Origin of the sequence: Hymenobacter busanensis, assembly GCF_008727865.1 — a bacterium.
Taxonomy (GTDB): Bacteria; Bacteroidota; Bacteroidia; order Cytophagales; family Hymenobacteraceae; genus Solirubrum; species Solirubrum busanense.
Window position 1 is genome coordinate 1 of sequence record NZ_VTWU01000004.1, and the last position, 22,030, is coordinate 22,030.

At 61.6% G+C, this 22,030-nt stretch carries 17 protein-coding genes; 9 read left to right on the forward strand and 8 right to left on the reverse strand.

The annotated features are described in order from the left end of the window. Positions 1-2,765: pectinesterase family protein (locus F0P96_RS11045; protein ID WP_167291199.1), on the reverse strand; the 2,765-nt coding region annotated here is incomplete at its 3' end. 271 nt (positions 2,766-3,036) lie between these two features. Between F0P96_RS11045 and F0P96_RS11050 the strand changes: the two genes are divergently transcribed. Then, positions 3,037-4,008, forward strand: coding sequence for a hypothetical protein (locus F0P96_RS11050; RefSeq protein ID WP_151078949.1), 972 nt, complete (start codon positions 3,037-3,039; stop codon positions 4,006-4,008). 104 nt (positions 4,009-4,112) lie between these two features. Here the strand turns inward: F0P96_RS11050 and F0P96_RS11055 are convergent, their stop codons facing one another. Beyond that, the gene (locus tag F0P96_RS11055; protein WP_151078950.1) at positions 4,113-5,120 is read right to left on the reverse strand and encodes an SMP-30/gluconolactonase/LRE family protein; all 1,008 of its coding nucleotides are present in this window, start codon (positions 5,118-5,120) and stop codon (positions 4,113-4,115) included. 180 nt (positions 5,121-5,300) lie between these two features. Here F0P96_RS11055 and F0P96_RS11060 point away from each other — a divergent pair, with 180 nt between their 5' ends. From F0P96_RS11060 to F0P96_RS11070, 3 genes are all read left to right on the forward strand, one after another. Continuing rightward, on the forward strand, positions 5,301-5,732 hold the full coding sequence (locus F0P96_RS11060) for a hypothetical protein (protein ID WP_151078951.1): 432 nt from the start codon (positions 5,301-5,303) through the stop codon (positions 5,730-5,732). 195 nt (positions 5,733-5,927) lie between these two features. Then, a complete protein-coding gene (locus tag F0P96_RS11065; RefSeq protein ID WP_160620136.1) occupies positions 5,928-6,404 on the forward strand; it encodes a T9SS type A sorting domain-containing protein in 477 nt (158 codons plus the stop codon). A gap of 31 nt (positions 6,405-6,435) precedes the next feature. Continuing rightward, a complete protein-coding gene (locus F0P96_RS11070) occupies positions 6,436-7,425 on the forward strand; it encodes a hypothetical protein (RefSeq protein ID WP_151078953.1) in 990 nt (329 codons plus the stop codon). A 77-nt stretch (positions 7,426-7,502) separates the two neighbouring features. Here F0P96_RS11070 and clpB read toward each other — a convergent pair whose 3' ends face one another. The 5 genes from clpB to F0P96_RS11095 form a co-directional block, all read right to left on the reverse strand. Next, on the reverse strand, positions 7,503-10,115 hold the full coding sequence (gene clpB / locus F0P96_RS11075; protein WP_151078954.1) for an ATP-dependent chaperone ClpB: 2,613 nt from the start codon (positions 10,113-10,115) through the stop codon (positions 7,503-7,505). Positions 10,116-10,307: 192 nt separating this feature from the next. After that, complete coding sequence (locus F0P96_RS11080) at positions 10,308-10,889, reverse strand: hypothetical protein (protein ID WP_151078955.1); 582 nt, start codon at positions 10,887-10,889, stop codon at positions 10,308-10,310. A gap of 86 nt (positions 10,890-10,975) precedes the next feature. Beyond that, positions 10,976-11,902, reverse strand: a complete 927-nt coding sequence (locus tag F0P96_RS11085; protein ID WP_160620134.1) for a DUF5677 domain-containing protein — start codon at positions 11,900-11,902, stop codon at positions 10,976-10,978. A gap of 56 nt (positions 11,903-11,958) precedes the next feature. Next, complete coding sequence (locus F0P96_RS11090; protein WP_151078957.1) at positions 11,959-12,651, reverse strand: hypothetical protein; 693 nt, start codon at positions 12,649-12,651, stop codon at positions 11,959-11,961. Between the two features lie 498 nt (positions 12,652-13,149). Further along, complete coding sequence (locus F0P96_RS11095; RefSeq protein WP_151078958.1) at positions 13,150-14,085, reverse strand: DUF808 domain-containing protein; 936 nt, start codon at positions 14,083-14,085, stop codon at positions 13,150-13,152. 308 nt (positions 14,086-14,393) lie between these two features. Here F0P96_RS11095 and F0P96_RS21300 point away from each other — a divergent pair, with 308 nt between their 5' ends. The 3 genes from F0P96_RS21300 to F0P96_RS11105 all read left to right on the forward strand — a co-directional run bounded on the left by F0P96_RS21300 (position 14,394) and on the right by F0P96_RS11105 (position 17,594). Beyond that, positions 14,394-14,525: a hypothetical protein gene (locus F0P96_RS21300; protein WP_262714368.1), complete on the forward strand. Its 132-nt coding sequence runs from the start codon at positions 14,394-14,396 to the stop codon at positions 14,523-14,525. A 127-nt stretch (positions 14,526-14,652) separates the two neighbouring features. Next, positions 14,653-15,396 (forward strand): DUF72 domain-containing protein, encoded by a 744-nt coding sequence (locus F0P96_RS11100; RefSeq protein WP_151078959.1) that lies wholly within the window; start codon positions 14,653-14,655, stop codon positions 15,394-15,396. Positions 15,397-15,587: 191 nt separating this feature from the next. Then, on the forward strand, positions 15,588-17,594 hold the full coding sequence (locus F0P96_RS11105) for a T9SS type B sorting domain-containing protein (RefSeq protein WP_151078960.1): 2,007 nt from the start codon (positions 15,588-15,590) through the stop codon (positions 17,592-17,594). 167 nt (positions 17,595-17,761) lie between these two features. On the opposite strand, the gene F0P96_RS11110 is transcribed toward F0P96_RS11105, so the two are convergent. Further along, positions 17,762-18,718, reverse strand: a complete 957-nt coding sequence (locus tag F0P96_RS11110; protein WP_151078961.1) for a 1-phosphofructokinase family hexose kinase — start codon at positions 18,716-18,718, stop codon at positions 17,762-17,764. A 548-nt stretch (positions 18,719-19,266) separates the two neighbouring features. Here F0P96_RS11110 and F0P96_RS11115 point away from each other — a divergent pair. Next, positions 19,267-21,663, forward strand: coding sequence for a SulP family inorganic anion transporter (locus tag F0P96_RS11115; protein WP_160620131.1), 2,397 nt, complete (start codon positions 19,267-19,269; stop codon positions 21,661-21,663). 155 nt (positions 21,664-21,818) lie between these two features. Next, positions 21,819-22,010 carry a hypothetical protein gene (locus F0P96_RS11120; protein ID WP_151078962.1) on the forward strand — a complete coding sequence of 64 codons (192 nt, stop codon included), beginning with the start codon at positions 21,819-21,821 and terminating at the stop codon, positions 22,008-22,010. Positions 22,011-22,030 lie beyond the last annotated feature (20 nt).

Here is a 22,030-nt window from a genome sequence, read left to right on the forward strand (position 1 = left end):
GGCGTCGAGGTCGAAGGCGTGATGGCGCCCGTCGTCGCGTTCAGCGTCAGGCCCGAAGCAGGATTCACGGTGAAGGCGCCCGAGGTGCTGCCCGTGCCCAGAATTACGGGAATGGTGCCCGTAGCCGAGGTGCAGAAGCTGGTGGCCGAGTAGCCGATGTTGGCCACGGCCGGGGCCGTGATGGTGACGGTAGCCGTGCTGGTGCACGAGGCACTGGCGGCGTACGTCACGTTGTAGGTACCCGGCGTCGAGGTGCTCAGGTTGATAACGCCCGTGTTCGGGTCGATAACCAGACCGGTGGTGGACGAGTAGGTGCCGCCCGTGGTGCCGGTAACGGTGGGAGCGGGGTTGGTGCCGGTTTTGCAGAATGCGCTGGCAGCGTAGCTGAAGGCGGCGTTGCAAGTAGCTGGGGTCAGGTCTTCACCCTTGGCCACTACGTTGCGCAGCATGGCGTAGCGGCCGGTGCTGGTGCTGCCGCAGCTGAAGTACAACCGCAGGGTAACCGTTTGCCCGGCAGCAATAACGACGCCGGTCGAGCCGTTCAGGGCCAGGCGGTAGACGTTGGTGGCGCCGGTGGTTTGGTTGGCCAGCAGAATGGGCGTAGCAAAGGCGCCGTTGGCCGTGCTCAGCAAGCCGCCCGTCGGGCCACGGCCACCGGTTACATCGGCCGAATCGGACACGAACGCACTGCGCGAGTACACCACGGCCAGCTTGGTGTTGCTGCTGGTGTTGTGGAAGGCCGAGGTCAGCAGCAACGAGTCAAGGCGCAGGCTGTGGCCGGCCGCAGCCGTTACCGTGAACTGCTCGTAGAACTTGCGGCTGAGGTTGCCACCCGGGCCGCCCACGGCCGTGCCCCACGAACCGTCGCCGTTGGCCGTGGCGCCAAACGCCTGGCCCCGGATAACCGAGTAGGCCGGGATGGTGGGCACGGTGGTGCCGTTGGAGAGGTACAGGTTGCGCAGTACCGGCGTGCTGGCCGTTACGGCTACCGAGCGCACGGCCGTGCTGTCCTGGTTGTTGCGCGTCATGGGCCACCACTGCAGGGTTTCCGATACGGCGGCGGTGGTGTTGGTTTTGGTACCCGTCACGGCTACTGTGGCGGCGGGGGCGCCGTTGCTGGTGTGCGTGATGTTGCCCGAGTAGGTACCAGCTGTGGCCGCGTTCAGGCGCACGCTGATGGTGGTAGCGGCCACCACGTTGCTGGCAGGCGTGAGAACGAGCGGCGTAGCCGAAGTGGCCCACGTAGTGCCGCCGTTGCTGGAAATTTCAAAGTTGGCGGGCGGCGTGATGGTCAGGTTATCGGTCATGTTCACGGCCGAAACGCTGTAGGTCTGCACGCTCGAAGCACCGGTTTGGTACTGCGCAAACGCCCCCAGCGTACCGGTCGTCGTAATCGTCGGCTGGCTCGAAATCTGGATGGTTTCGGTGGTGTGGGTGGCGTAGCCGGTTTTGGAGGCCCGCAGGTAGTAGTAGTAAATGCTGCCAGCCGGCGGCAGGGCGTCGGTTTGCTGGAAGTTGATGGTCGAGTCGTTCTGGGCCGTTACCTCGCTCAGCTTGGTGAAGGTGGTGTTGTCGGACGAGCGAAACAGCTCAAACTTCACCTGCGGAATAGCCCAGCTGATGTTCCAGTTGAGGGTCGTTTGGCTGGCGCCTTTGGCACCGCGGAAGTTCGCCACGGCAATTTCCGGGGCGGCATTGCCGCAGAAGTTGGCCGAAATGGCGCACGGGTCCCAGGTGCCAAACAAGTTGGCGCGGGCGTACGCGGCGGTGTCGGCCGGCGTCAGCTGCTGCGACCAGGCCACGCGCTGGCTCACGTTGAGCGGGTTGCCGCTCATGGTGCGGGGCTGAAACTCGGCGTAGGTAATCAGGCTGGTGTTGGTGCCCGCGTCCCATGTCGTCCAGCCCGCCGGCTGCAGCAGGCCCGCGCCCACCTTCGACTTCAGGAATACCGTTTTGTTGGCGGCCAGCGGCGACGAACCGGTGGAGTTCTGCCAGGGGCGGCCCAGGAAGTACTGCGTGCCGCCGGTGTTGGCCGGCAGCTTGGTGTTGCGGAATACGTAGCCGAAAGTCTGGCCGGGCGGCGTGTTGGCGGCCGTGATAAACGACGAGCCCGCCGAGGTGCGCGCCTTGGCGTACACCACACAGTTGTCAAACAGCGCGATGGAGCTGCCGAAGATGAAATCCACGTTGCCATCGATGTAGCAGTTGCGGAAGTAGTGGCGCGGCACGCCGCTGCCCTTGGTGTAGAGCGTGTCCTGGTTGCCCAGGAAGCGGCAATTGTAGAACGCGCACCGGTCGGCGTTCAGCAACACTGCCACGGCCTGCGTACCGTCGCCGTAGGAGTTTTCGAACGTGATGTTGAGGGCCGAAAAGTCGGGGGCATTTACCGAGAAGCTAGCCGAGTTCTGCGTGCCCACCGTGCCGCCGCCGGGCAGCGGGTTGCTGGCGCCGTCGTCGAAGGTGAGGATGGTGTTGGCCACGCTTTCGCCAATCAGCTGCAGAAACGGCTTGTTGGCCGGCACGCTGATTTTCTCCTTGTACTTGCCGTTTTTGATGAAGATGGTGTAGAGCGTGGTGCGGCCCGTGGGGGCGGCGTTGATGGCGGCCTGCACCGTGGTGAAGTTGCCCGAGCCGTCTTTGGCTACCACCACGTCGTAGGCGAAGAGCTGGGAGCTAAAAACGGTTGTGAGCAGCAGCAAACACAGCGTCAGCCAGGGCCGAAGCGCGCGGCGTGTTCGTGCGGGTTGGGTAAAAGCTGGGGCCATAGAAAAAAGCATCAGTGGTTTGGGAAACAGCTGAAACTTAGCACCCTCAAAAGCCACAATGGAGTGCAGCCCGGCCTTTTAATTATGCACACGATACCGGGAACGTTGCCGGTAGCGGTGCGGCTGTTGGCCCGGAAGTAAACAGCCAGGCTACAGCGGTAGTCGGCACCTCTCCAGGGCTAGTGTTTTGGGGTGGCATATTTTCGCCCGCAACCTACTTAAGCACGCGGCGCTTAGTTTTGTCGGCTGCATTTGGCGCTATTCTCACTTCATGAACCGATTCCTGTCTATCTGGCTTCTCGGAGCCGGTTTCTGGCTGCTCATCGGCAGCCCGGCGCACGCCCAGCGGCGCTCCGTCCGCGCCGCCGATGCGCTGCTCACGCGGCCGGATACTGCGGCTGCTGTACACGAGCTGTTTGCCTCGCGCCGCACCGGGGGAGGCCTTTTCACCGCTTTCGGCGGGGTGTTCACGGGCTTGCTCACGGCCTCCATTGCCCAGGTGCCCGACCCGGGTTCCGGCGACAAAATCGGGGCCGCCGCGTCCATCGGGGTCATGGGGCTGATGCCGCTGGGTGTGGGCATCGGCAAGCTGACGCGGTACAGCAAAAAGCGCGAGCAGCAAGTTCTGACGGAATACGCGCAGGGCGGCCGGCTGGCCCACAAGTACCGGCGCCGGCTGCGGGGCAACTTCCGCCCCGTGCACGGCAACCAAAGCTGGCCCGAGCTGGCAGCGGTGCAAGCCGGGGTGAGCATTGACCAGCCCACCCGGCCCGATTCGGCGGTGCAGCAGCAGGGCGCAGCCACGCCAGCCCCGGCCACAGCGACGTCGCCGGTACTCGCCGTTGCCGGCCGCACCCGGGCCGATACGCTGGATGCCGTGCTGGGCTTGTTTATGGCCAAGCGGTTCGGCGGCCAGCTCCCAGCCCTGCTGCTGGTGCCCGTGGGCGGCCTGATAGCCGGCACCAGCAATGCCGACGGCGAATACAACGTGTACACCGGGCAGTATGAGGAAAAGCAGGTATCGGGCGGGGCTGTGGCTGCGGGCCTGGGTCTGGCGCTGGGTAGTGCGGTGTACATGTTCGTGCACAATGCCCCGTATTCCATGGCGAAGTTTCAGGAGTTGGAAGCCGCCTACAATGCGGGCCAGCCGCTGCCGCCGGCGCTGCGTGCCCAGCTCAAACCCAAGCATTTCGACAGCGGCCGGGAATGGCGCAACAAGATGGCCCGTCGCGCCCGGCGGTAGCCCACGTAAGCTGCGGAGCGTTATGACCCACGAAAAAGCCCTGCCGTATAGCCTACGGCAGGGCTTTTTCGTGAGGGAAAGCTTGCTTGGGTCCGTTACCGCGCCTAAAACGTGGCTTTCACAATGGCAAAGCGCGGCGAGGTCGGCTGGTAGGGGTAGAGCACGTAGGCATCGGCGGTGTTGCGCCGCGTGATGGTGGTGGGACTTACGGCGCCCGTGGCAAAGCTGCCGCTGCCGACGGCGTTGGCCCAGGCATCGGTGCTGCGCATGCGGTACACGGTGCTCTGGTTGCCGGCTACCACCAGCAAGGTTTGGTTGTCGAGCAGGAGCAGGCCGTCGGCGCCCGTCAGGGCCGGGGTGGCGGGCGTAACCACTTTGGTAAAGCCCACCGGGTTGTTGAGCGGGATTTTGAACAGGCTGCCGTCGTTGGTTTTGGCGGCCAGCAGGTAGCCGTCGGGGTGAAATACGATGCCGTTCAGCCCGAAGCCGGTACCGCCGCTGAGCTGCGCATTTTCCAGAAACACGGTGGCGTTGCCCTGCAAGTCGAGCTTGTAGATGACCGGAGCGAAGCTGTCGGTGATGTAGGCATTGCCCTGCGCGTCCACGGCAATGTCGTTGGCGAAATGCTGCGAGTACGAGGCGGCTTTGCTGCCCAAGTCGGTGTAGGAAATCAGGCTGCCGTTGGTGGAGTTAAAAATGGCCACGGCCGCCAGCTTGCGCAGCGTTGCGGCCGTCGAGCGGGTGGTGTTGGCCCCGGCGTCCGACACGGCAGCCAGTACGCGGTTGCGGCCCGCGTCGAGGTTCAGGCCGATGGTGGAAATCAGGCGCGGCTCGTCGGCCAGCACGGTGTAGGTGCTGTCGTCTTTCACCGTGCCAATGCGGCCCTGCGTGCGGGAGCTGACCAAAAAGCGTTTGTTGGCCTCGTCCCACTGCACGCCTTCGGGGTGCAAGGCCGCCTGGGGCACGGTTATCTTGTCGGGGGCACCGACGGTGGTTTCCGGGTCGTCATCGTCGGAGCAGCCGGGCAGCACGGTTACCAGGCCTAGCGCCAATACGGCCAGGCGCAGCAACGCAAACGGATTGAGTGGAGTGGGGCGGGACGGGTGCGGCATGTGCGTAATGGTAAAGGTCAAGAATTCAGGTTGCTGGCTATACGCGGAACGCGCAGGGAAAGGCCATGCCGGTGCGCCCACCAGTGCCGGCACAGGCGCTACTGCGCGGCTATACCCCGGCGGAACTGCCTCCTGCAGGCGCTTGTCTATCTTGCACCGCAACCACCCTTCGGCATTTCCATGCACAAGTATTTTCTGATAGTCGCTTTGGCCGCGCTGCCTTTGGCGGGGGCCTGGGCGCAAACCACGCCGGCCCTGCCCGCAGCCCCCACGCCGCCCACGGCCGCTGTGGCCGCCGCCCAGCGCGCCGCCCCCGACTCGGCCGATGCCGTGCGCACCCTGTTTCGCAAGCGCCGCAACGGCGGCACGGCCTTCACAGCGGTTGGGTCATTGGTGCTGTTGCGCGGGGTGCTCTTCGGCGGCGGCAGCGGGGCCAGCATCGGCGCTTCGGCCATTGTAGCCGCTCCGTTCCTCGGCATTGGCATCGGCAAGCTGGTGCGGTTTGGCAGCAAGAAGGAGGAAGAGTACGTGAAAGCCTACCGGCAGGGCAAACCGCTGCCGCACAGCATCCGCAAGCGCCTCCGGCCCGATTATTTCCGGCTGCCTCGGTAGAGGTAAAAACAGCAAAAAGCCCCGTCGGCGCACTGCCGGCGGGGCTTTTTGCTGATGTATAGGATAACGGTAGGGATAATATGTTGAAAATGGTGGTGATATGCGTCTGAATTGTGGTTGCTTTGGAGAAGTGTTGCCATGATTTGTCTTTCAGGAGCTTGCATCCAAAGCTCTATCCACTTTCACTATATGAAAATGAGAAAAGCTGCTTTCCTCACGTTTTCGTTCGCATTCATTGGCTTAGCGCAGGCCCGGGCGCAGGAAGCCATAGTTCCGGCGGGCGGCGACGCCTCGGGTAGCGGGGGCAACGTGAGCTACTCGCTGAACTACGTGGCCTACACGACGGGCAACAGTTCCGGTGGTAGTGTAAGCCCAGGCTTATTGCACCCCATCGAAACATTTGTGTTGAGTTCCAAGGTCCGTTCGACGGCGCTCAAGTACGAGGTATACCCCAACCCAACGAGTGGAGGTGTTACACTACAAGCTGCCGGGGCTTTTCTGCGCAACTACTCCTACCGGTTGTGCGACTTACAAGGAAGAGTGGTCGAGTCGCAGCCTCTCGGTGGTCCCACAACCGGTATTTCGCTGGAGCAACTACCTGCTGCCGTCTACATTCTCACAGTGAGCCAGGGAAACAAGGCCACCCAAACCTTCAAAATCATCAAACACTAAGCGCATGAAGTATTGCTTTACTCTCTTGGTTATGCTGCTCTCTTTTGCAGCCTTTGCCCAAACGCCTAAGCAGTTCGGCTACCAAGCCGTGGTGCGGAACAACCGCAATGGCATCAATGTACTGGCCGCTAATCAGCAGGTAAGTCTGCGCGTCAGTATTCTGCGTGGCAGCCCCACGGGTACGGCTGTGTATGTAGAAGACCATTCGCCTACTACCAATGCCAATGGCTTGTTTACGGTCCAAATAGGAGGCGGAACCCGCGTAAGCGGGCGGTTTGCCTCCATCAAGTGGAGCACCGGGGCTTTCTACCTAAAAACAGAGACGGACCCGGACCTCACGAACGGCACTTCGGCTGACGTCATTGTTAGCACCAGCCAATTATTGAGCGTTCCGTATGCCTTGTATGCTCAGCAAGCTGATACCACATTGTATGCGCAGTACGCTGATTCGGTTAAAGGGCATCAGATCGGAGACTTTGCCGAGGGAGGTATCATCTTTTCGGTGTGGCGCGACAAAACCGGCCAGCAGCACGGTTTAGTAGCATCGTTGCAGGACTTGGGAAGCCGTCCATACGCCGTTCCGGGTGTTTCTTCTGCAACCAGCAGCCACAACGGGGCCGCCAATACCGCTACGCTTGTAGCTGCATTGGGAGCCAACACTAACCACGCAGCCGGTCTGTGTGATGCGTATACAAGCGGCACCTTTACGGACTGGTACCTGCCGGCCGCGGCGGAGTTAAGCATGCTTTACAACCAAGCCGTGTTGCTTGATAGAGTCTTAGATGCGGATAATGATCCACTGACCACCGGATTATACGCCAATGCATATCTAAGTTCTACGTATTGCCTTTTTGACCGCACCTTTCCGGTTCCTGGCTATTCCGATCTACCAGAAGTTGCTGCGTTTGCTTTGGTCTTCAATAGCAATCAGAGTGCTCTTAGAACCCCGTTTTCTACCGGTACGATGACGTACGCTCCGCAGCAAGTGGTGGTACCTGTGAGGGCCATTCGGCGCTTCTGATTTCTCCATCAAGAAGAGGCAAGAAAAAGCCCCGTCGGCGCACTGCCGGCGGGGCTTTTCTTTAGCGGCATGGGAGCCTACTCCACGGTGGGCATTTCCACGTTCACGAACTCGATGCGTCCGTCGCGCAATTCAGCTTCCACCACGGCGTCCTTGCTCACTTTGCCGCTCAGGATTTCCTTGCTCAGCTCGTTCAGAATCAGCCGCTGCAGCACGCGCTTGAGGGGCCGCGCGCCAAAGGTCGGGTCGAAGCCTTGTTCGCCGAGGAATTCCAGGACCTCGTCGGTGGCTTCCAGGCGGATGCCGGCTTCTTCCAGGCGGTGCTGAATCTGCCGGAACTGGATGTCGACAATCTTGCGGATTTCCTTGCGCTTGAGCGGCTGGAACATCACGATTTCGTCGATGCGGTTCAGGAACTCGGGGCGCATGTGCTGCTTCAGGCGCTCAATGACTTCCTCGCGGGTGCGGTCCACCACTTCGTCGTGGTTGTACTCATTCAGCTCCTTGAAGTTCTTCTGAATGATGTCGGCCCCGGTGTTGGAGGTCATGATGATGATGGTGTTCTTGAAGTTCGCCACCCGGCCCTTGTTGTCAGTGAGGCGGCCGTCGTCGAGCACCTGCAAGAGGATGTTGAACACGTCGGGGTGGGCCTTCTCGATTTCGTCGAGCAGAATTACCGAGTACGGCTTGCGGCGCACGGCCTCGGTCAGCTGCCCGCCTTCGTCGTAGCCCACGTAGCCGGGAGGCGCCCCGATCAGGCGCGACACGGCGTGGCGCTCCTGGTACTCCGACATGTCGATGCGCACCATCGCGTTTTCGTCGTTGAACAGGTACTCGGCCAGGGCTTTGGCCAGCTCGGTCTTGCCGACGCCGGTGGTGCCCAGGAAGATAAACGAGCCGATGGGCCGCTTGGGATCCTGCAAACCGGCACGGGAGCGGCGTACGGCGTCGCTGATGGCCATGATGGCTTCCGACTGCCCGGCCACGCGCTTGCCCAGTTCGGCCTCCAGGTTCAGCAGCTTCTCGCGGTCCGACTGCAGCATCTTGCTCACCGGAATTCCGGTCCACTTGGCTACCACTTCGGCAATGTCCTCGTGGGTTACCACTTCCTGGAGCATGGAGCCGCCGTCCTTGTTGGCATTGGCCTGCTCCTGCAGGGTTTTGAGCTTGGCTTCGGCTTCCTGAATCTTGCCGTAGCGCAGCTCGGCCACGCGGCCGTAGTCGCCCTGACGCTCGGCCTGCTCGGCTTCCATCTTAAACCGCTCGATGGCCTCTTTCTGCTCCTGGATGTCGTTGAGCACATTTTTCTCCGACTCCCAGCGGGCTTTCAGCGAGTCACGCTTGTCGCCCAGCTCGGCCAGCTCCTTGTTGAGCACGGCTTCGCGGTCCTTGTTGTCCTCGCGGCGGATGGCTTCGCGCTCAATCTCCAGCTGCATGATGCGGCGCTGCACCTCGTCGAGCTCCACGGGCATGGAGTTCAGCTCGATGCGCAGCTTGGCGGCCGCCTCGTCCATCAGGTCGATGGCTTTGTCGGGCAGGAAACGGTCGGTGATATAGCGGCTCGACAGCTCCACGGCGGCAATGACGGCGTCGTCGGTGATGCGCACGCCGTGGTGCAGCTCGTACTTCTCCTTGATGCCGCGCATGATGCTGATGGCGTCCTCGATGCTGGGCTCGTCCACCGTCACGGCCTGGAAGCGGCGCTCCAGGGCCTTGTCCTTCTCGATGTACTTCTGGTACTCTTTGAGGGTGGTGGCGCCGATGGCGTGCAACTCGCCCCGCGCCAAAGCGGGCTTGAGCAGGTTGGCCGCGTCCATGGCGCCCTCGCCGCCCGCGCCGGCCCCGATCAGCGTGTGCATCTCGTCGATGAACAGAATGATCTGGCCCTCGGCGTCGGTGACTTCCTTGATGACGGACTTGAGGCGCTCCTCGAACTCGCCCTTGTACTTGGCGCCGGCAATGAGCAGGCCCATGTCGAGCGACATGATTGTCTTGTCCTTGAGGTTCTCGGGCACGTCGCCGGCCACGATGCGCTGGGCCAGGCCCTCCACGATGGCGGTTTTGCCCACGCCCGGCTCGCCAAGCAGCACGGGGTTGTTCTTGGTGCGGCGCGAGAGGATCTGCAGCACGCGGCGGATTTCCTCGTCGCGGCCGATAACTGGGTCCATCTTGCCGGTGCGCACCTGCTCGTTGAGGTTGCGGGCGTAGCGGTTCAGGCTCTGGTACTGGTCCTCGGCCGACTGCGAGGTCACTTTGCGGCCGCCCCGCAGTTCTTTGATGGCGGCTTTGAGGTCTTTGAGGTTGAAGCCCGTGTCCTTGAGCAGCGCGGCCACGCTGTCTTTGCCGTCGACCAGGGCCAGCAGCAGGTGCTCGACGGAGATGAATTCGTCGCCGAACTCCTTGAGGAAGCCGTTGGCGCGCTGCACGGCGCTGGCGGCTTCGTTGGCAAGGTAGGGCGAACCGCCGCTCACCTTGGGGTAGCCATTGACAATGGCGTCCAGGCGCGGGGTGAGGATGTTCAGGTTGACGCCGAGCTTCTTGGCCAGAAACCCGGTCACGTTTTCATCCACCTGAAAGATGCCTTTCAGGAGGTGACCCGTCTCGATGGCCTGCTGCTGATGGCCGCCGGCAATTTCGGTGGCCTTCTGCACGGCCTCCTGGGCCTTGATGGTGAAGTTGTTGAAGTTCATAGCTGCTAGGTCTGGTTCAGGTGCTTTGGTCTAAAGCTGATACGGACGTAGCAAAGGATGGGCTAAAGTGAATATTCGGACTTTTTGGCTGATTTTGGGATTTTAAAGGAATATAAATGTGAATTATTGACAGGGTACAGGTTGTAGTGAGTCCATAGATGCGACGAAAGGACTTAGTTCGAGCTAGCCGCTTCAACACAAGGTGCTGACGAAGAACTCACGGGCGATGATGTAGTCACGACCAATGAGTAGAAGGTGGTACATTGGATTGCCTGCATGAGTAGACCAACGGTCCTGTGGAGGGTAGTAGTAAGTTTCTACACCGTGGGTGGCACAGATATCAGCCACAGATTGCGCAACTTCTACCGGCACGGAGTCGAGGATGATTCCGCCGGTACGGGTAAGGCTAGGCTGCACATTATGGGCCACCAAGCGTTGCCACCACATTGTCCAGGAGCCGCTGACGAAGCTATACCACTCACCTGCCTGTGTTTGCAATTCCTGGCGGATATCAGCCAAGAGCGCGGGCGCACTAAGCAAAGGGTAAGGCGTAGCCCGGGCCATTAGACTGGCTAAAGGACCGTGAACACCTTTAAGTAATGGGTGGTCGTGGTGAAACGAAACCGGGCCGCGGGTGCCGCGCCGCAGCCGGGAGCTGAGCTTGCCTCGGAAATCAATGCGGTGTACTTCAGTGTCGGTGACTAATTCGAGAAAGGTGCTTTGGGTGTAACGAATTAAGCCGGAAGGGTAAAGCTGGGTGAATTTGGTCATCATGCTGACAAACTACAGAGGTCCGCATCTATATGCAAGAAAGTGATTAATGCTTCGATCGTAGATTGACACAGTTATACATCACGGTGTTATTTTCCGTAATTAATAATTCTGTCAATAATTGTGTCATGTATATTGCCTGTGTCTTCGTAGTAATCTTTATAATGGTCATATATAGTGTTGTATGTTTCTTCTTTCTGAGAAAATTTAGCGAGTTCAAGCCCGATCCAGAATATAAGTTCATTTACAATTCGTAGTAATTTAGTTGTATTGCCCGTTTGAATTAATTGCATATATTCTTTTTCCATGAAAGGAATCATCCATTGGTTCCTAAAGATAGTTTCGTCGCCATGGGCTATATGGCTTGCTAGCTTATAATAATGATCGAGTAATCTAAATGGTACAAAAAATCCTCCCTGTAGATTGCTGCTTAAATACTTGCTTAGTTCACTATAGGACCATTTGGCTTTAACTTCTTGTCGATATTTTCTATTTGCCCAGCTCGGCTTCTGCTTAAGTTCTTGCTCTTCTTCTTCGGAAAGAACTAAAGCAGCATATGGGTTGAATCTACTGTTAATTTTAGATTCGGATAAAATTTTATGTTTGTCAGATGTCCTTAATGTTTCTATTTGACAAAGAATTGTGAAATACTCATTTATCCTATGTTGATATACTTGGTCGTTTTCAGAGGTTATTATATAAATTAATTTTATAAATCCTTCTAGCATGGATCGAAATATAATTTCAGCATCGCCAGTGCTGCCTTGTTTAGATAATTGATTGACGCGTTTGGCTCTTTCGAGTGTGTATTTGACTAATGGTCTAATTTGGAAAAATGATTCGTGCGAATACAGTAACTCATATATGTTCTTCTCTGAATTGGTAAATTCAAGAGTGGATTTTGATATTATATACTTTTTTAGTGAAGCTGTTGTGCGCTTGTCCATTGACTTTGTTAAAGTATTTGCTGTCTTCAATTTAAGAGAAAACGCAGCGAAGCGAGTGAGTTCCTTCACTCCGCTTCGCTGCGTTCAGGATGACAGACGGCTGGGGCTACTGCTGTGGTTATCTGTTACTCCAGCTTCGCCGGCGCCGCACTGCTTTTCTGCTTGCCGGGGCGGTTGATGACGAGGCGGGCGGCTTGGATGCGCTGGTAGAACGCGGGGTGGGAGCGGGCGTACTTGCGCAGGCTGCGGTCGAGGCGGTCTTCGAGCAGGGCAGCCAGCTGGGTGAACTTGTCTTTGATGGCGAGGCGGGCGGCTTTGCCTTCGCTGATTTGCTGGCGCGGGTCGTTTTTGCTGGTGCTGAAGGCGCTGAAGGCTTCTTTGAGCTCGGTGAGGCGTGCTTTGGTGACGCCGTATTCGGCGAGGGGCTCGGCGTGCTCGGTGGCGAGGTCGAGGATATCCTGGGCGGTGTCGGTGAGGGCGGTGGCGCGCAGGTCGTAGAGGCTGCTGTAGTTGTGGTTGGCGGCGTTTTGCAGGGTGCGGTCCTGCTGGTCGATGGCGTAGGCGTACAGGTCGCCGGCAATTTCGCCAGCGCTGGTGGCGAGCAGCTCGCGGCGGTCGGTTTTGGCGGTGGTGTTGCCTTTGGAGGCTTTGCGCAGCGTTTGCTGCCGTAGCGGGGTGAGGTCGTCGGCGAACTGCTGGAGGTCGGCGACGGCACGTTGCAGGGCCTTGTCCTGCTGGTAGGGGGTGGCGTCCTGCAGGAGGGCGGCCAGGGCGTTTTCGGCGGCGGTGAGCCGGTTGTCTTGTTTGGCGGTCAACATATGATGGAAAGGAAAAAAAGGGAAAGTCGAGAGCAATCGGTGTGGGGTAGGGTCTAGCGTAATAGAGCAGTTGCCAAGAATAGAAATATTCGGGCAGATTATAGCATATCGAAGGCCGGAAAAAGTGTGACCGTGCCCGGAACGACTGAAACCGAAGCCGGGAGGCTGGTGACCATAGCGGGGAAGGGCGTAACCGGGGCCGGAACGGCTAGGGCCGGGCCGGGAGGCATTGGGGCGACAGCCGGAACGCCTGGGGCGGGTGCCGGAGGGTTCGGGCCCATAGCCGGAAGGGGTGAGGCCGGTGCCGGAACGACTGTGACCGGTGCCGGAGTCGTTGGGGCCGGTGCCGGGGATTTGGGGGCAAAAACGGCGCATGTTGGGCACCTCACCCCCGGCCCCACTCCAAAAGAAAGGGGAGTGTATGGTGTCTGATGGTGTCTGACGTCGGCACGCCAGCCAACAGGCCGGCCAGCAGAACCGGGACTGGCGGAAAACCAGTCAGGCGCTTGGCGCTTGCTTGCCTTTGCCAATTGCTTTCTTGCCTAGCAGCACCAGCTTTTCCACCACGAAGCCAATCAGCAGGCCGCCCAGGGCGCAGGCCAGGGCCTTGGCCAGCCAGGCCACTGCGGGCAGGTGGGCCAGGGCCTGTTCCAGCTCGTGCAGCAAGTGCGCGGTGAACGGGATGCCGTGGGCAATGATTTCGGCGCCGACCCAGAGCATGGCGGCGGTGCCCACGTAGCTGAGCAGGCTTAGGAAGTGGGGCATGAACCGCACGATGCCGTGCCCCAGCTTTTGGGTGCCAGGGTGGTATTTGTCCTGGGCCAGGTGCATGCCGATGTCGTCGGCTTTCACGATGAGGCCCACGAAGCCGTAGACGGCCACGGTGATGAACACGGCCACGGCCAGCATCACGGCAATCTGGTTGAGGATGGGCTGGCCGGTGACCTGGCTGTAGGCAATGGCCATGATTTCGGCCGACAGGATGATGTCGGTGCGCACGGCGCCGGCCACGCGCTGCTCTTCCAGCTCCTCGGGCGTGATGGTCGGGAGGTTCGCGCTTTCGGCGGCGTGGGGGTGCGGGCTGAAGAGGGCGTGCACCTTTTCGTAGCCCTCGAAGCACAAATAGGCCCCGCCCAGCATGAGAATGGGCGTAATGGCCCACGGCGCGAAATACCCCAGCAGCAGAGCCGCCGGGCTCAGCAGCAGCATTTTATTAATGAGGGACTTTTTGGCTATTCGGTAGATGATGGCCAACTCCCGGGAAGGGTCGAGGCCGACGACGTACTTGGGCGTCACGGCGGTGTCGTCGATGACGATGCCGGATACCTTGCCGGTGGTTTTGGCTACCTGGGCCGGCACGTCGTCGAGGCTGGCGGCGCTGGCTTTCACCAACGCGGCAATGTCGTCCAATAGCGCAAAAAAGCCTGAAGCCATACTCTGGGGGTTTGTTCCGGGGGTTGCCGATGCCGGCGGAGTGTGCCGGTTTGCGCCGCTCGGCTTGGCAGCAGGCAGGCGCACGGGGTCGTCCTTATACGGGCGGAGCGTGGGAGCTGCGGTAGTGGGCCCGATATCTGACGTGCCGGCTGCGGGAATGGGGTGGGGCACGCGGCGCTGTGGGTGCGGTAAGTGCCTGGGACGAACGGTGAAGGAAGGGCGTGGCCGCGGGCGAAAGCGCGGCTTGGGGAGTTGGTTGCTAATATGTTATATTCAGGATGACAACACTTCAAACGTTGGGTACTACTATGGCAACAGAAACCGAAGACTACAACAGCTGGCAGTACCGCATGAGCCATCCGTCGTGGTGGGTGTACATGCTCATTGTGCCGGCCGCCTACCTGACCTACTGCACCCTGCACTGGACGGGCGTGATTTGAGGGCTGCGGCGGGGCGGCTACCGGGTGCCGGGCCGCGCGTATCCGGTCAACTGAACCGGCCCGAAATAGCCGAACCCGAGGGCAGGCGCGTAGACTCGTGCAAACGACGCTCCGCGCCTGCTGCTTTATGCCCACTTACCACATCGGCTGTTCCGGCTTTCACTACCGCGACTGGAAGGGCGTGTTTTACCCACCCGAGGTGCCGCCGCGCAAGTGGTTCGGCTACTACTGCACGCAGTTTCACACGCTGGAGCTGAACGTGACCTTCTACAAGATGCCCGAGCTGCCGGCGCTGGAAAACTGGCACCAGCAAAGCCCCGAGGGGTTTCGGTTTGCGGTGAAGGCGCCGCGGCTGGTCACGCACTACAAGAAGTTCGGGCCCGAAGCCGGTCCCGTGCTGGCCGATTTCTACGGGCTGGTGCGCGAAGGCCTGCGCGAAAAGCTGGGGCCGGTGCTGTTTCAGCTGCCGCCCAAAGCCGCCTATACCGAGGAGCTGCTGGGGCGCATGCTGGAGCACCTGGATCCGGGCTTTCAGAATGTGCTGGAGTTTCGGCACCCGAGCTGGTGGGACGGCGAGGTGTTTCGCACGCTGGCCCGCCACGGCATCAGCTTCGTGGGCCAAAGCCACCCGCTGCCCCTGCCCGACGAGGCCGTGGTGAATGCGCCGCTGGTGTACTACCGCTTCCACGGCGTGCCGGAGCTGTACAAGTCGTCGTACGACGATGCGTTTTTGCAGCGGGTGGTGCGCGACATAGAAGCGCACCGGGAAGCGCGGGAGGTTTACCTGTTCTTCAACAACGGCATGGGCGGAGCGGGCGTGCTCGATGCCCTGCGGCTGCAGAAGCTGCTGGGCACGGGCATGGCTGGCTAGGCGCCGAATCCCGGGCAACCCCGACGCCGTGCCGCTCCGAGTAGCGGTTACCGTGCTGGAAGTTCTCCGCGGAGTTCTACCTTGGAAAGCTGCTGCTACCGGCTGCCGGCGGGTGTTGCCGAAGCGCCCGGCCGAAAGGACGGTGGGCGGTAGTTGCGGTAGCTATTTTGACGCCCTTACGCCTCTTGCCCATGCGCACCTTTCTACTTTGCTGCACGCTGTTGATGGGGTGGTTGCTGGCGGCGCGGCCGGCGGCGGCCACGCACCTTGTGGGAGGCGAAATGAGCTACAAATACCTCGACGACCAAGGGGGCAGCAGTACGCCGTTTCGGTACCAGTTTCTGGCCACGGTGTACTACAACAAAGAAGTGGGCTCGGCGGCACCCGACGGCCGTCCGTCGATTACGGTGAACATTTACAACCGCAGCCAGCCGGCCCTGCTGGTGCGGCGGGTGGTCATTGTGCGTACCCAGTTCCAGGAAATTACGGCGGCCCTGCCGGCGGGCTGCGCTATTTCGGTGCCCCGCGTGACAATGGCCACCTACAATGCCATAATTGAGCTGCCGTACTCGGCCACCGGCTTCCAAGCTATTTACGGTGAGTCGGCGCGCAACGTCGACATCGGCAACATCGACAACGCCGGCGGCACGGGCATGGCCCTGACGATGGACATTACCCCCACACCAATCCGCAACGCCACGCCCGTGTTTTCCGACATGGCCGTGGCGGTGATATGCCAGAACGATACCAGCTTCGTGCTCAACAACGCCTTCGATGCCGACGGCGACCGGCTGTCGTACTCGTTTGGCACGCCCTACAGCATCAACAACGCGGGTGCGCTGCTGTCCATCGACTACGTGCCGGGCTTCAGCCAGGCGGCGCCGTTTGGGCCCACCGGCTACGCGGCCCTCAACGCAGCCACTGGCCTGGCCAGCTACCTGTGCCGCATTGCGGGCCGTTTTGTAGTAGCGGTGGATGTGCGGGAATACCGGACCATCAACGGGCAGGAAGTACTGCTGGGCACCATTCGGCGCGACGTGCAGCTGGTGGTGCGGCGCTGCCCGGGTTCCCCGGCGCTGCCGCCGGCCTTCACCCCGGCCACACTGGCCCGGCGCAGCTACACCGTGGAAGAAGGGCAGGAAGTGGTGTTTCCCATCGAAGCCGTAATAGCCGGGGGGCAGCCGCTGACGCTGAAAGTGAGCAGCGCCCTGCTCGATGGCGCGGGCCCCTACGATGCCAGCTTCAACAACAACGCCGGCAGCCCCGATGCCAACACGCCGCTGGGCGCCGTTACGCTGACGGGCCAGGGGGCAGTAGGCGCCAGCTTCCGCTTTCGGGCGGGCTGCGGCAGTGCCCGCGCCACGCCCTACGATGTGCTGGCCGCGGTGCAGAACAACGTGTGCGGCGGCCGCAACATCGGCGAGGTATTCCGCATTCAGGTGACGCGGGCCGCCGGGGCCGTGGGCGGCATAGAGGGCGACGCGGCGGTGTGTGCCTTCAGCAGCGGCAGCTACACCGCCCGCGGCCTCACCTCGCCGCAAGGCTTTTTGTGGTCGGTGCGCGGTGGCACCATTGTGGGCCCAGCCACCGGTGCTACCGTACAGGTGCAGTGGGGCGCGCAGGCGGCGGGTCGGCTCACGGTGCGCGGCATTTCCACCCTGGGCTGCCCCACCGATTCGGTGGCGCAGGTCGTAATGCTCCAGCCTGGGCCGCCCATCAGCGGTACCGCATTCTACTGCCCGCAAACCAGCACCGGCCTGCGCTATTCGGTGGTGCCCGAAGCCGGGGCCGTGTACCAGTGGAGCGTGAGTCCCGGCACCGTGGTAGGCGGGCAGGGCACGGCCAACGTGGAAGTGAATGTGCCCAACCGAAGCACCGCCATTTTGCGGGTGCTGAACACGGCGCGGCCGGGTTGCGCCGGTCAGCTCACCATTGCGCCCGACATGGCGTGCCTCGCTTTCTACAACGTGATTACGCCCAACGGCGACGGTCTGAACGATGCCTTTGTCATCGAAAACCTGGGACACTACCCCGGCAGCGGCCTGCGCATCTACAACCGGTGGGGCCAGCAGCTGTACCAAACGGCCGACTACCGCAACGACTGGCGCGGCGAGGCGCAATCGGCCGGCACCTACTATTACTACCTGCAGGTGTCTGACGGGCGGGTGTTCAAAGGCTGGTTTGACATCGTGCGCTGACGCGCATCTGCCCGTGCGGAACGGCAACGCCCAACGGCCCGGCACTGCTCGCACAAGAGCGTCGCCGGGCCGTTGGGCGTCGACAGCGGTTTATGCCACCAGCCGCTTCCGCGTGCTCACGCCGTGCGCGGGGCAGGTCGGCACTGTGGAGCGTGATGCTCACCGCGCTAGGCGGCGGCGCGCTGTTCGGGCATGGTTTGCAGCAGCCAATCGTAGAGCTTGTCCACGTCGGCTTTGCGGAACAGTTCGGTGCCGGGGTTCATGGTAGCGGCAGTGCCGCAGGCCACGCCCAGGCGGGCCGCCTTGCGCACCGATTCGCCCGCGGCCAGCGCGTGCACGAGGCCCGCTACCATGCTGTCGCCGGCGCCCACGGTGCTGCGCTTCTTCACGGCCGGGGCCGCAATGTGGTCGACCAGGTCGCGGGTGACCACGCAAGCCCCCTGCGGCCCCAACGACGCCACCACGATTTCGCAGCGGCCTTCGCCAATGAGACCCTGCGCCGCGGTAGCCAGCGCGGCGCTGTCCAGCTCGCTCACGCCGGCCAGCTTGCTCAGCTCGCCCAGGTTGGGCTTGATGAGGTAGACGCCCGCTTCGATAACCCGCTGCAAGGCCGGGCCCGAGGTGTCGGCCACTACTTTGGTGCCGGCCGCGTGGGCCATGCGCACGATGTCTACCAGAAAATCGGGCTCGACACCGGGCGGCAGGCTGCCGCTGATGACGAGGTAGTCGGGAGCGGGCGACAGGGCCTGCAGCGCGGCCAGCACCTGCTGCTGCTCGTCGGCGGAAAGCGGCGTGCCGGGCATGCCGAAGCGGTACTGCTGGCTGGCCGAGGCATCGACCACCACAAAGTTTTCGCGCGTTTCGCCGGCGGCGGGCACGGCGTGCTGCTCGATGCGCTCGGCCGTGAGCAAGGCTTGCAGGCGCATGCCGGTGGGGCCGCCCGCCGGAAACACCGCCAACGACTCGGAGCCTAACCGCCGCAACGCCCGCGACACGTTGATGCCGCCGCCGCCGGGCTCAAACTTGGGCATCTCGCAACGCAGCTTTTGGTCGGGTACAATCTTGTCGACGGTCGTGCTTTTGTCAACGGTCGGGTTCAGGGTAAGCGTGACGATGCGTTTCATCGGCGAGAGGACAGGGAAGTAAAAAGAGCCAAAGGCGGCCTGCCGACAATGTACTACTGGCGTTGCAGCAGGGTTGCTGCGAGGCTGTGGCGCGACCTTGCACCAAACGCAAAGGCGGATGTAGTCTGTACACATCGGTGCACTTAATGACAGTGGATGATTAAAATGGTATTAAATCAAGCTATTGGTGCGCGGAAAGGCCGAATTTTCTGCGGACGTGACGGTTAAAACGCGTTTTAATGCGACCCTAATGAGCCTTTAATTTTCCTATAATTTCCTTTTAACGTCATTATAACGGCTTTTTAACGCTTCATTAATTATCGAATAGGTATGGAAAGTAGTTTTGTAATGGTTGCATTCAGCTTGAGCGGGAAGTAGGATTTGGGCAAGCGCAACCCACCGTAAGCCTCTCGTTCAGCAAGTGTTTAACCGCCCGTAGCACGTTCGCCTGAGTGCCGTGCTACTCGCCCGGGCGCATGGCTTCGGCTGCCCGGCTTCAGCCCGCAAGAAGTTGTCAACGGACTCCACCGAGCCCGGCAGCTACCCTCATGCCTAAACCCAATGGTATCATGAAAGAAACGACCGATGCCCGGCGCCGCTGGGATTTCACGTACTGGAAAAACGATTTGCAAGGCGGCTTCGTGTCGTTTTTGGTGGCGGTGCCGCTGTGTTTGGGCATTGCGTTGGCCTCGGGCGCACCGCTGTTTGCGGGCATCATTGCCGGCATCGTGGGCGGCTTGGTGGTGGGTGCGCTCAGCCGCTCGGCCGTCAGCATTTCGGGCCCCGAAGCGGGGCTGATTTTGGTGGTGCTCAGTGCCTCGGCCGCTTTGGGCTCGTTTGCGGCCGTGCAGCTGGCCATTTGCGTGGCCGGGCTCGTGCAGATTGGGCTGGGCTTTGCCCGGGCCGGATTCATCAGCCAGTTCATACCCTCGGCCGTCATCAAAGGCATGATGGCCGCCATTGGGCTGATTCTGGTGATGAAGCAGGTGCCGCACGTGCTGGGCTACGACGCCGACGTGGCCGAAACCCTCACCTTGTTTCCCCGCGAGGGCGCCAGCATTGTGGAGCTGGTGCGCGTGGCGCTGGGCCACATCAGCCCCGTGGCCCTGGGCATTGCCGGGCTGGGCGTGGCGCTGCTGATGCTGTGGGAGCGGCCGGTGGTGAAAACCCATCCGGTGCTGTCGAAAATACCCGGTGCGCTGCTGGTGGTGCTGCTGGGCGTGGGCCTCAACCAACTGGCAGGGGTGTGGCAGCCCGAGGCGGCTTTGCGCGGCACGCACCTGGTACAGCTACCGGTGGTAACGAGCTGGGAGAACTTCCTGGGCCTGTTCACGCTGCCCGATTTCGCCCAGCTCCGCAACCCCAAGCTCTACACCGCCGCGCTGTCGATTGCGCTGGTGGCCAGCCTGGAGGCGCTGCTGGCCGTGGAAGCTACCGACGAGCTGGACCCGCTCAAGCGCAAGTCGCCGACCAACCGGGAGCTGAAGGCGCAGGGTGTGGGCAACCTGGTGAGTGGCATGCTGGGCGGTTTGCCCCTCACGTCGGTGGTGGTGCGCAGCTCGGTGAGCATCAACGCGGGCGGGCGCACCCGGCTGGCGGCGCTGCTGCACGGCACGTTTTTGCTGCTGAGCGTGCTGCTGTTTCCCACTTTGCTGAACCTGGTGCCCTGGGCGGCGCTGGCGGCCGTGCTGCTCGTGACGGGCTACAAGCTTACCCGCATCAGCATTTTTCGGGAGCTGTACCAAGCTGGCTCCAGCGAGTTTTTGCCCTTTGTCGTTACCGTAGCGGCCATTCTGGCTACCGATCTGCTGGTGGGCATTGGCATAGGGGCCGCCGTGGGGGTGTTCTTCGTGCTGCGCGAAAACTACCGCAACGCCCACCGGCACGAGCGGTTTGTGGTGCAGGGGCAGGAGCGCATCCGGGTGAACCTGGGCAAGCACGTGTCGTTTATCAGCAAGGCCAGCATTCTGAAAGTGCTCGAAAGCGCCCCCGACCACAGCACGGTGGAAATCGACGGCACGCTCTCGGCCTTCATCGACCGCGACGTCGTTAGCGCCATCGAGAACTTCCGCGACACGGCCCGCCGCCGCGGCATTCAGCTGCTGTTTCTGCGGCAGGGGGCCGAGGTGGCCCAAAACCTGGCCGGCCAGCGCGACACGCACGGCACCGACACCGACTTCGATGCCTACTACAAGCTGTTTGGGCACGAGCGCAACTGGGTGGCCGAAAAGCTCCGCCGCGACCCTAGCTACTTCGAGCAGCTGCGCTTGGAGCCGGCGCCCAAGTTTCTGTTCATCGGCTGCTCCGATTCGCGCGTGCCCGCCAGCCAGGTAACCGGCGCCGCCCCCGATGAGGTATTTGTGCACCGCAACGTGGCCAACCTCGTGGTGAGCACCGATTTGAACCTGCTGTCGGTGCTGCAATACGCGGTGGAAGTGCTGGGCGTGGAGCACGTGGTGGTGTGCGGCCACTACGGCTGCGGCGGCGTGCGCGTGGCCATGCACGAGCCCGACAACAGTGCCCTTAACAGCTGGCTCGGCAACGTGCGCACCGTGATGCAGCGGCACCAGCAGCAGCTGGCGGCGCTGGAAACCGACGAAGCGCGCCACCGCCGATTGGTGGAGCTGAATGTGATTGAGCAGGTGTACAACCTCCACCAAACCGCCGTGTTGCGCCAGGCCGCGCACCGGGGCAAGCCTGTGCAGGTGCACGGCTGGGTGTACGACACCGAAGCCGCCCACCTGCGCGACCTGGACGTGGACGTGCGCCGGGCGTTCGAGGAATACGACACCGAGTTGCGCTACCAAGTGCAGGCCGAGGGCTTGGTGCGGCTGCCTGGCCACCTGCACCAGCCGCCCAGCCTGTATTCGGTGTACACCGGCGCGGGCAGCTCCATCATTGCTGTGCCGCCGTTTGAGGGCGACGCGCCCCAGGGCACGCCGTAAGAGCAGTCGACTGATTCCCCGCAGCCCGCACCCGCCAGGTGCGGGCTGCGGGCGTTTGGGGCCATGGCTCCCGAAGCAAGCAGCTGCCTTGTTGCCCCGGCTGATCTTGTTTTGGCGTATAGGTAGGCTTGTTTGACTCCTTCCGCTGCTCAGTTATGCCTGCCTACCACATTGGCTGTTCCAGCTACCACTACCGCCACTGGCGCGGCCGCTTCTACCCCGAAAAGCTGCCCATGCGCCGCTGGTTTGAGTTCTACAGCCAGCACTTTGGCACGCTGGAGCTTCCACCTATTTGGGCGCTGTTGCTATGGCCGTTGGGCTTCAGGCAGGTGTGCGGTGATGTTTGAATTTCATACTCATTGGTTTG

Excerpts from the sequence above, each read along its gene's own strand:
- F0P96_RS11100 (WP_151078959.1), top strand. The coding sequence starts at position 14,653 with ATGCCCACTTACCACATCGGCTGTTCCGGCTTTCACTACCGCGACTGG.
- F0P96_RS21300 (WP_262714368.1), top strand. The coding sequence starts at position 14,394 with ATGGCAACAGAAACCGAAGACTACAACAGCTGGCAGTACCGCATGAGC.
- F0P96_RS11065 (WP_160620136.1), top strand. The coding sequence starts at position 5,928 with ATGAGAAAAGCTGCTTTCCTCACGTTTTCGTTCGCATTCATTGGCTTA.
- F0P96_RS11105 (WP_151078960.1), top strand. The coding sequence starts at position 15,588 with ATGCGCACCTTTCTACTTTGCTGCACGCTGTTGATGGGGTGGTTGCTG.
- F0P96_RS11070 (WP_151078953.1), top strand. The coding sequence starts at position 6,436 with ATGCTGCTCTCTTTTGCAGCCTTTGCCCAAACGCCTAAGCAGTTCGGC.
- F0P96_RS11055 (WP_151078950.1), bottom strand. The coding sequence starts at position 5,120 with ATGCCGCACCCGTCCCGCCCCACTCCACTCAATCCGTTTGCGTTGCTG.
- F0P96_RS11060 (WP_151078951.1), top strand. The coding sequence starts at position 5,301 with ATGCACAAGTATTTTCTGATAGTCGCTTTGGCCGCGCTGCCTTTGGCG.
- F0P96_RS11095 (WP_151078958.1), bottom strand. The coding sequence starts at position 14,085 with ATGGCTTCAGGCTTTTTTGCGCTATTGGACGACATTGCCGCGTTGGTG.
- F0P96_RS11050 (WP_151078949.1), top strand. The coding sequence starts at position 3,037 with ATGAACCGATTCCTGTCTATCTGGCTTCTCGGAGCCGGTTTCTGGCTG.
- F0P96_RS11115 (WP_160620131.1), top strand. The coding sequence starts at position 19,267 with ATGCCTAAACCCAATGGTATCATGAAAGAAACGACCGATGCCCGGCGC.
- F0P96_RS11080 (WP_151078955.1), bottom strand. The coding sequence starts at position 10,889 with ATGATGACCAAATTCACCCAGCTTTACCCTTCCGGCTTAATTCGTTAC.
- F0P96_RS11110 (WP_151078961.1), bottom strand. The coding sequence starts at position 18,718 with ATGAAACGCATCGTCACGCTTACCCTGAACCCGACCGTTGACAAAAGC.
- clpB (WP_151078954.1), bottom strand. The coding sequence starts at position 10,115 with ATGAACTTCAACAACTTCACCATCAAGGCCCAGGAGGCCGTGCAGAAG.
- F0P96_RS11120 (WP_151078962.1), top strand. The coding sequence starts at position 21,819 with ATGCCTGCCTACCACATTGGCTGTTCCAGCTACCACTACCGCCACTGG.
- F0P96_RS11090 (WP_151078957.1), bottom strand. The coding sequence starts at position 12,651 with ATGTTGACCGCCAAACAAGACAACCGGCTCACCGCCGCCGAAAACGCC.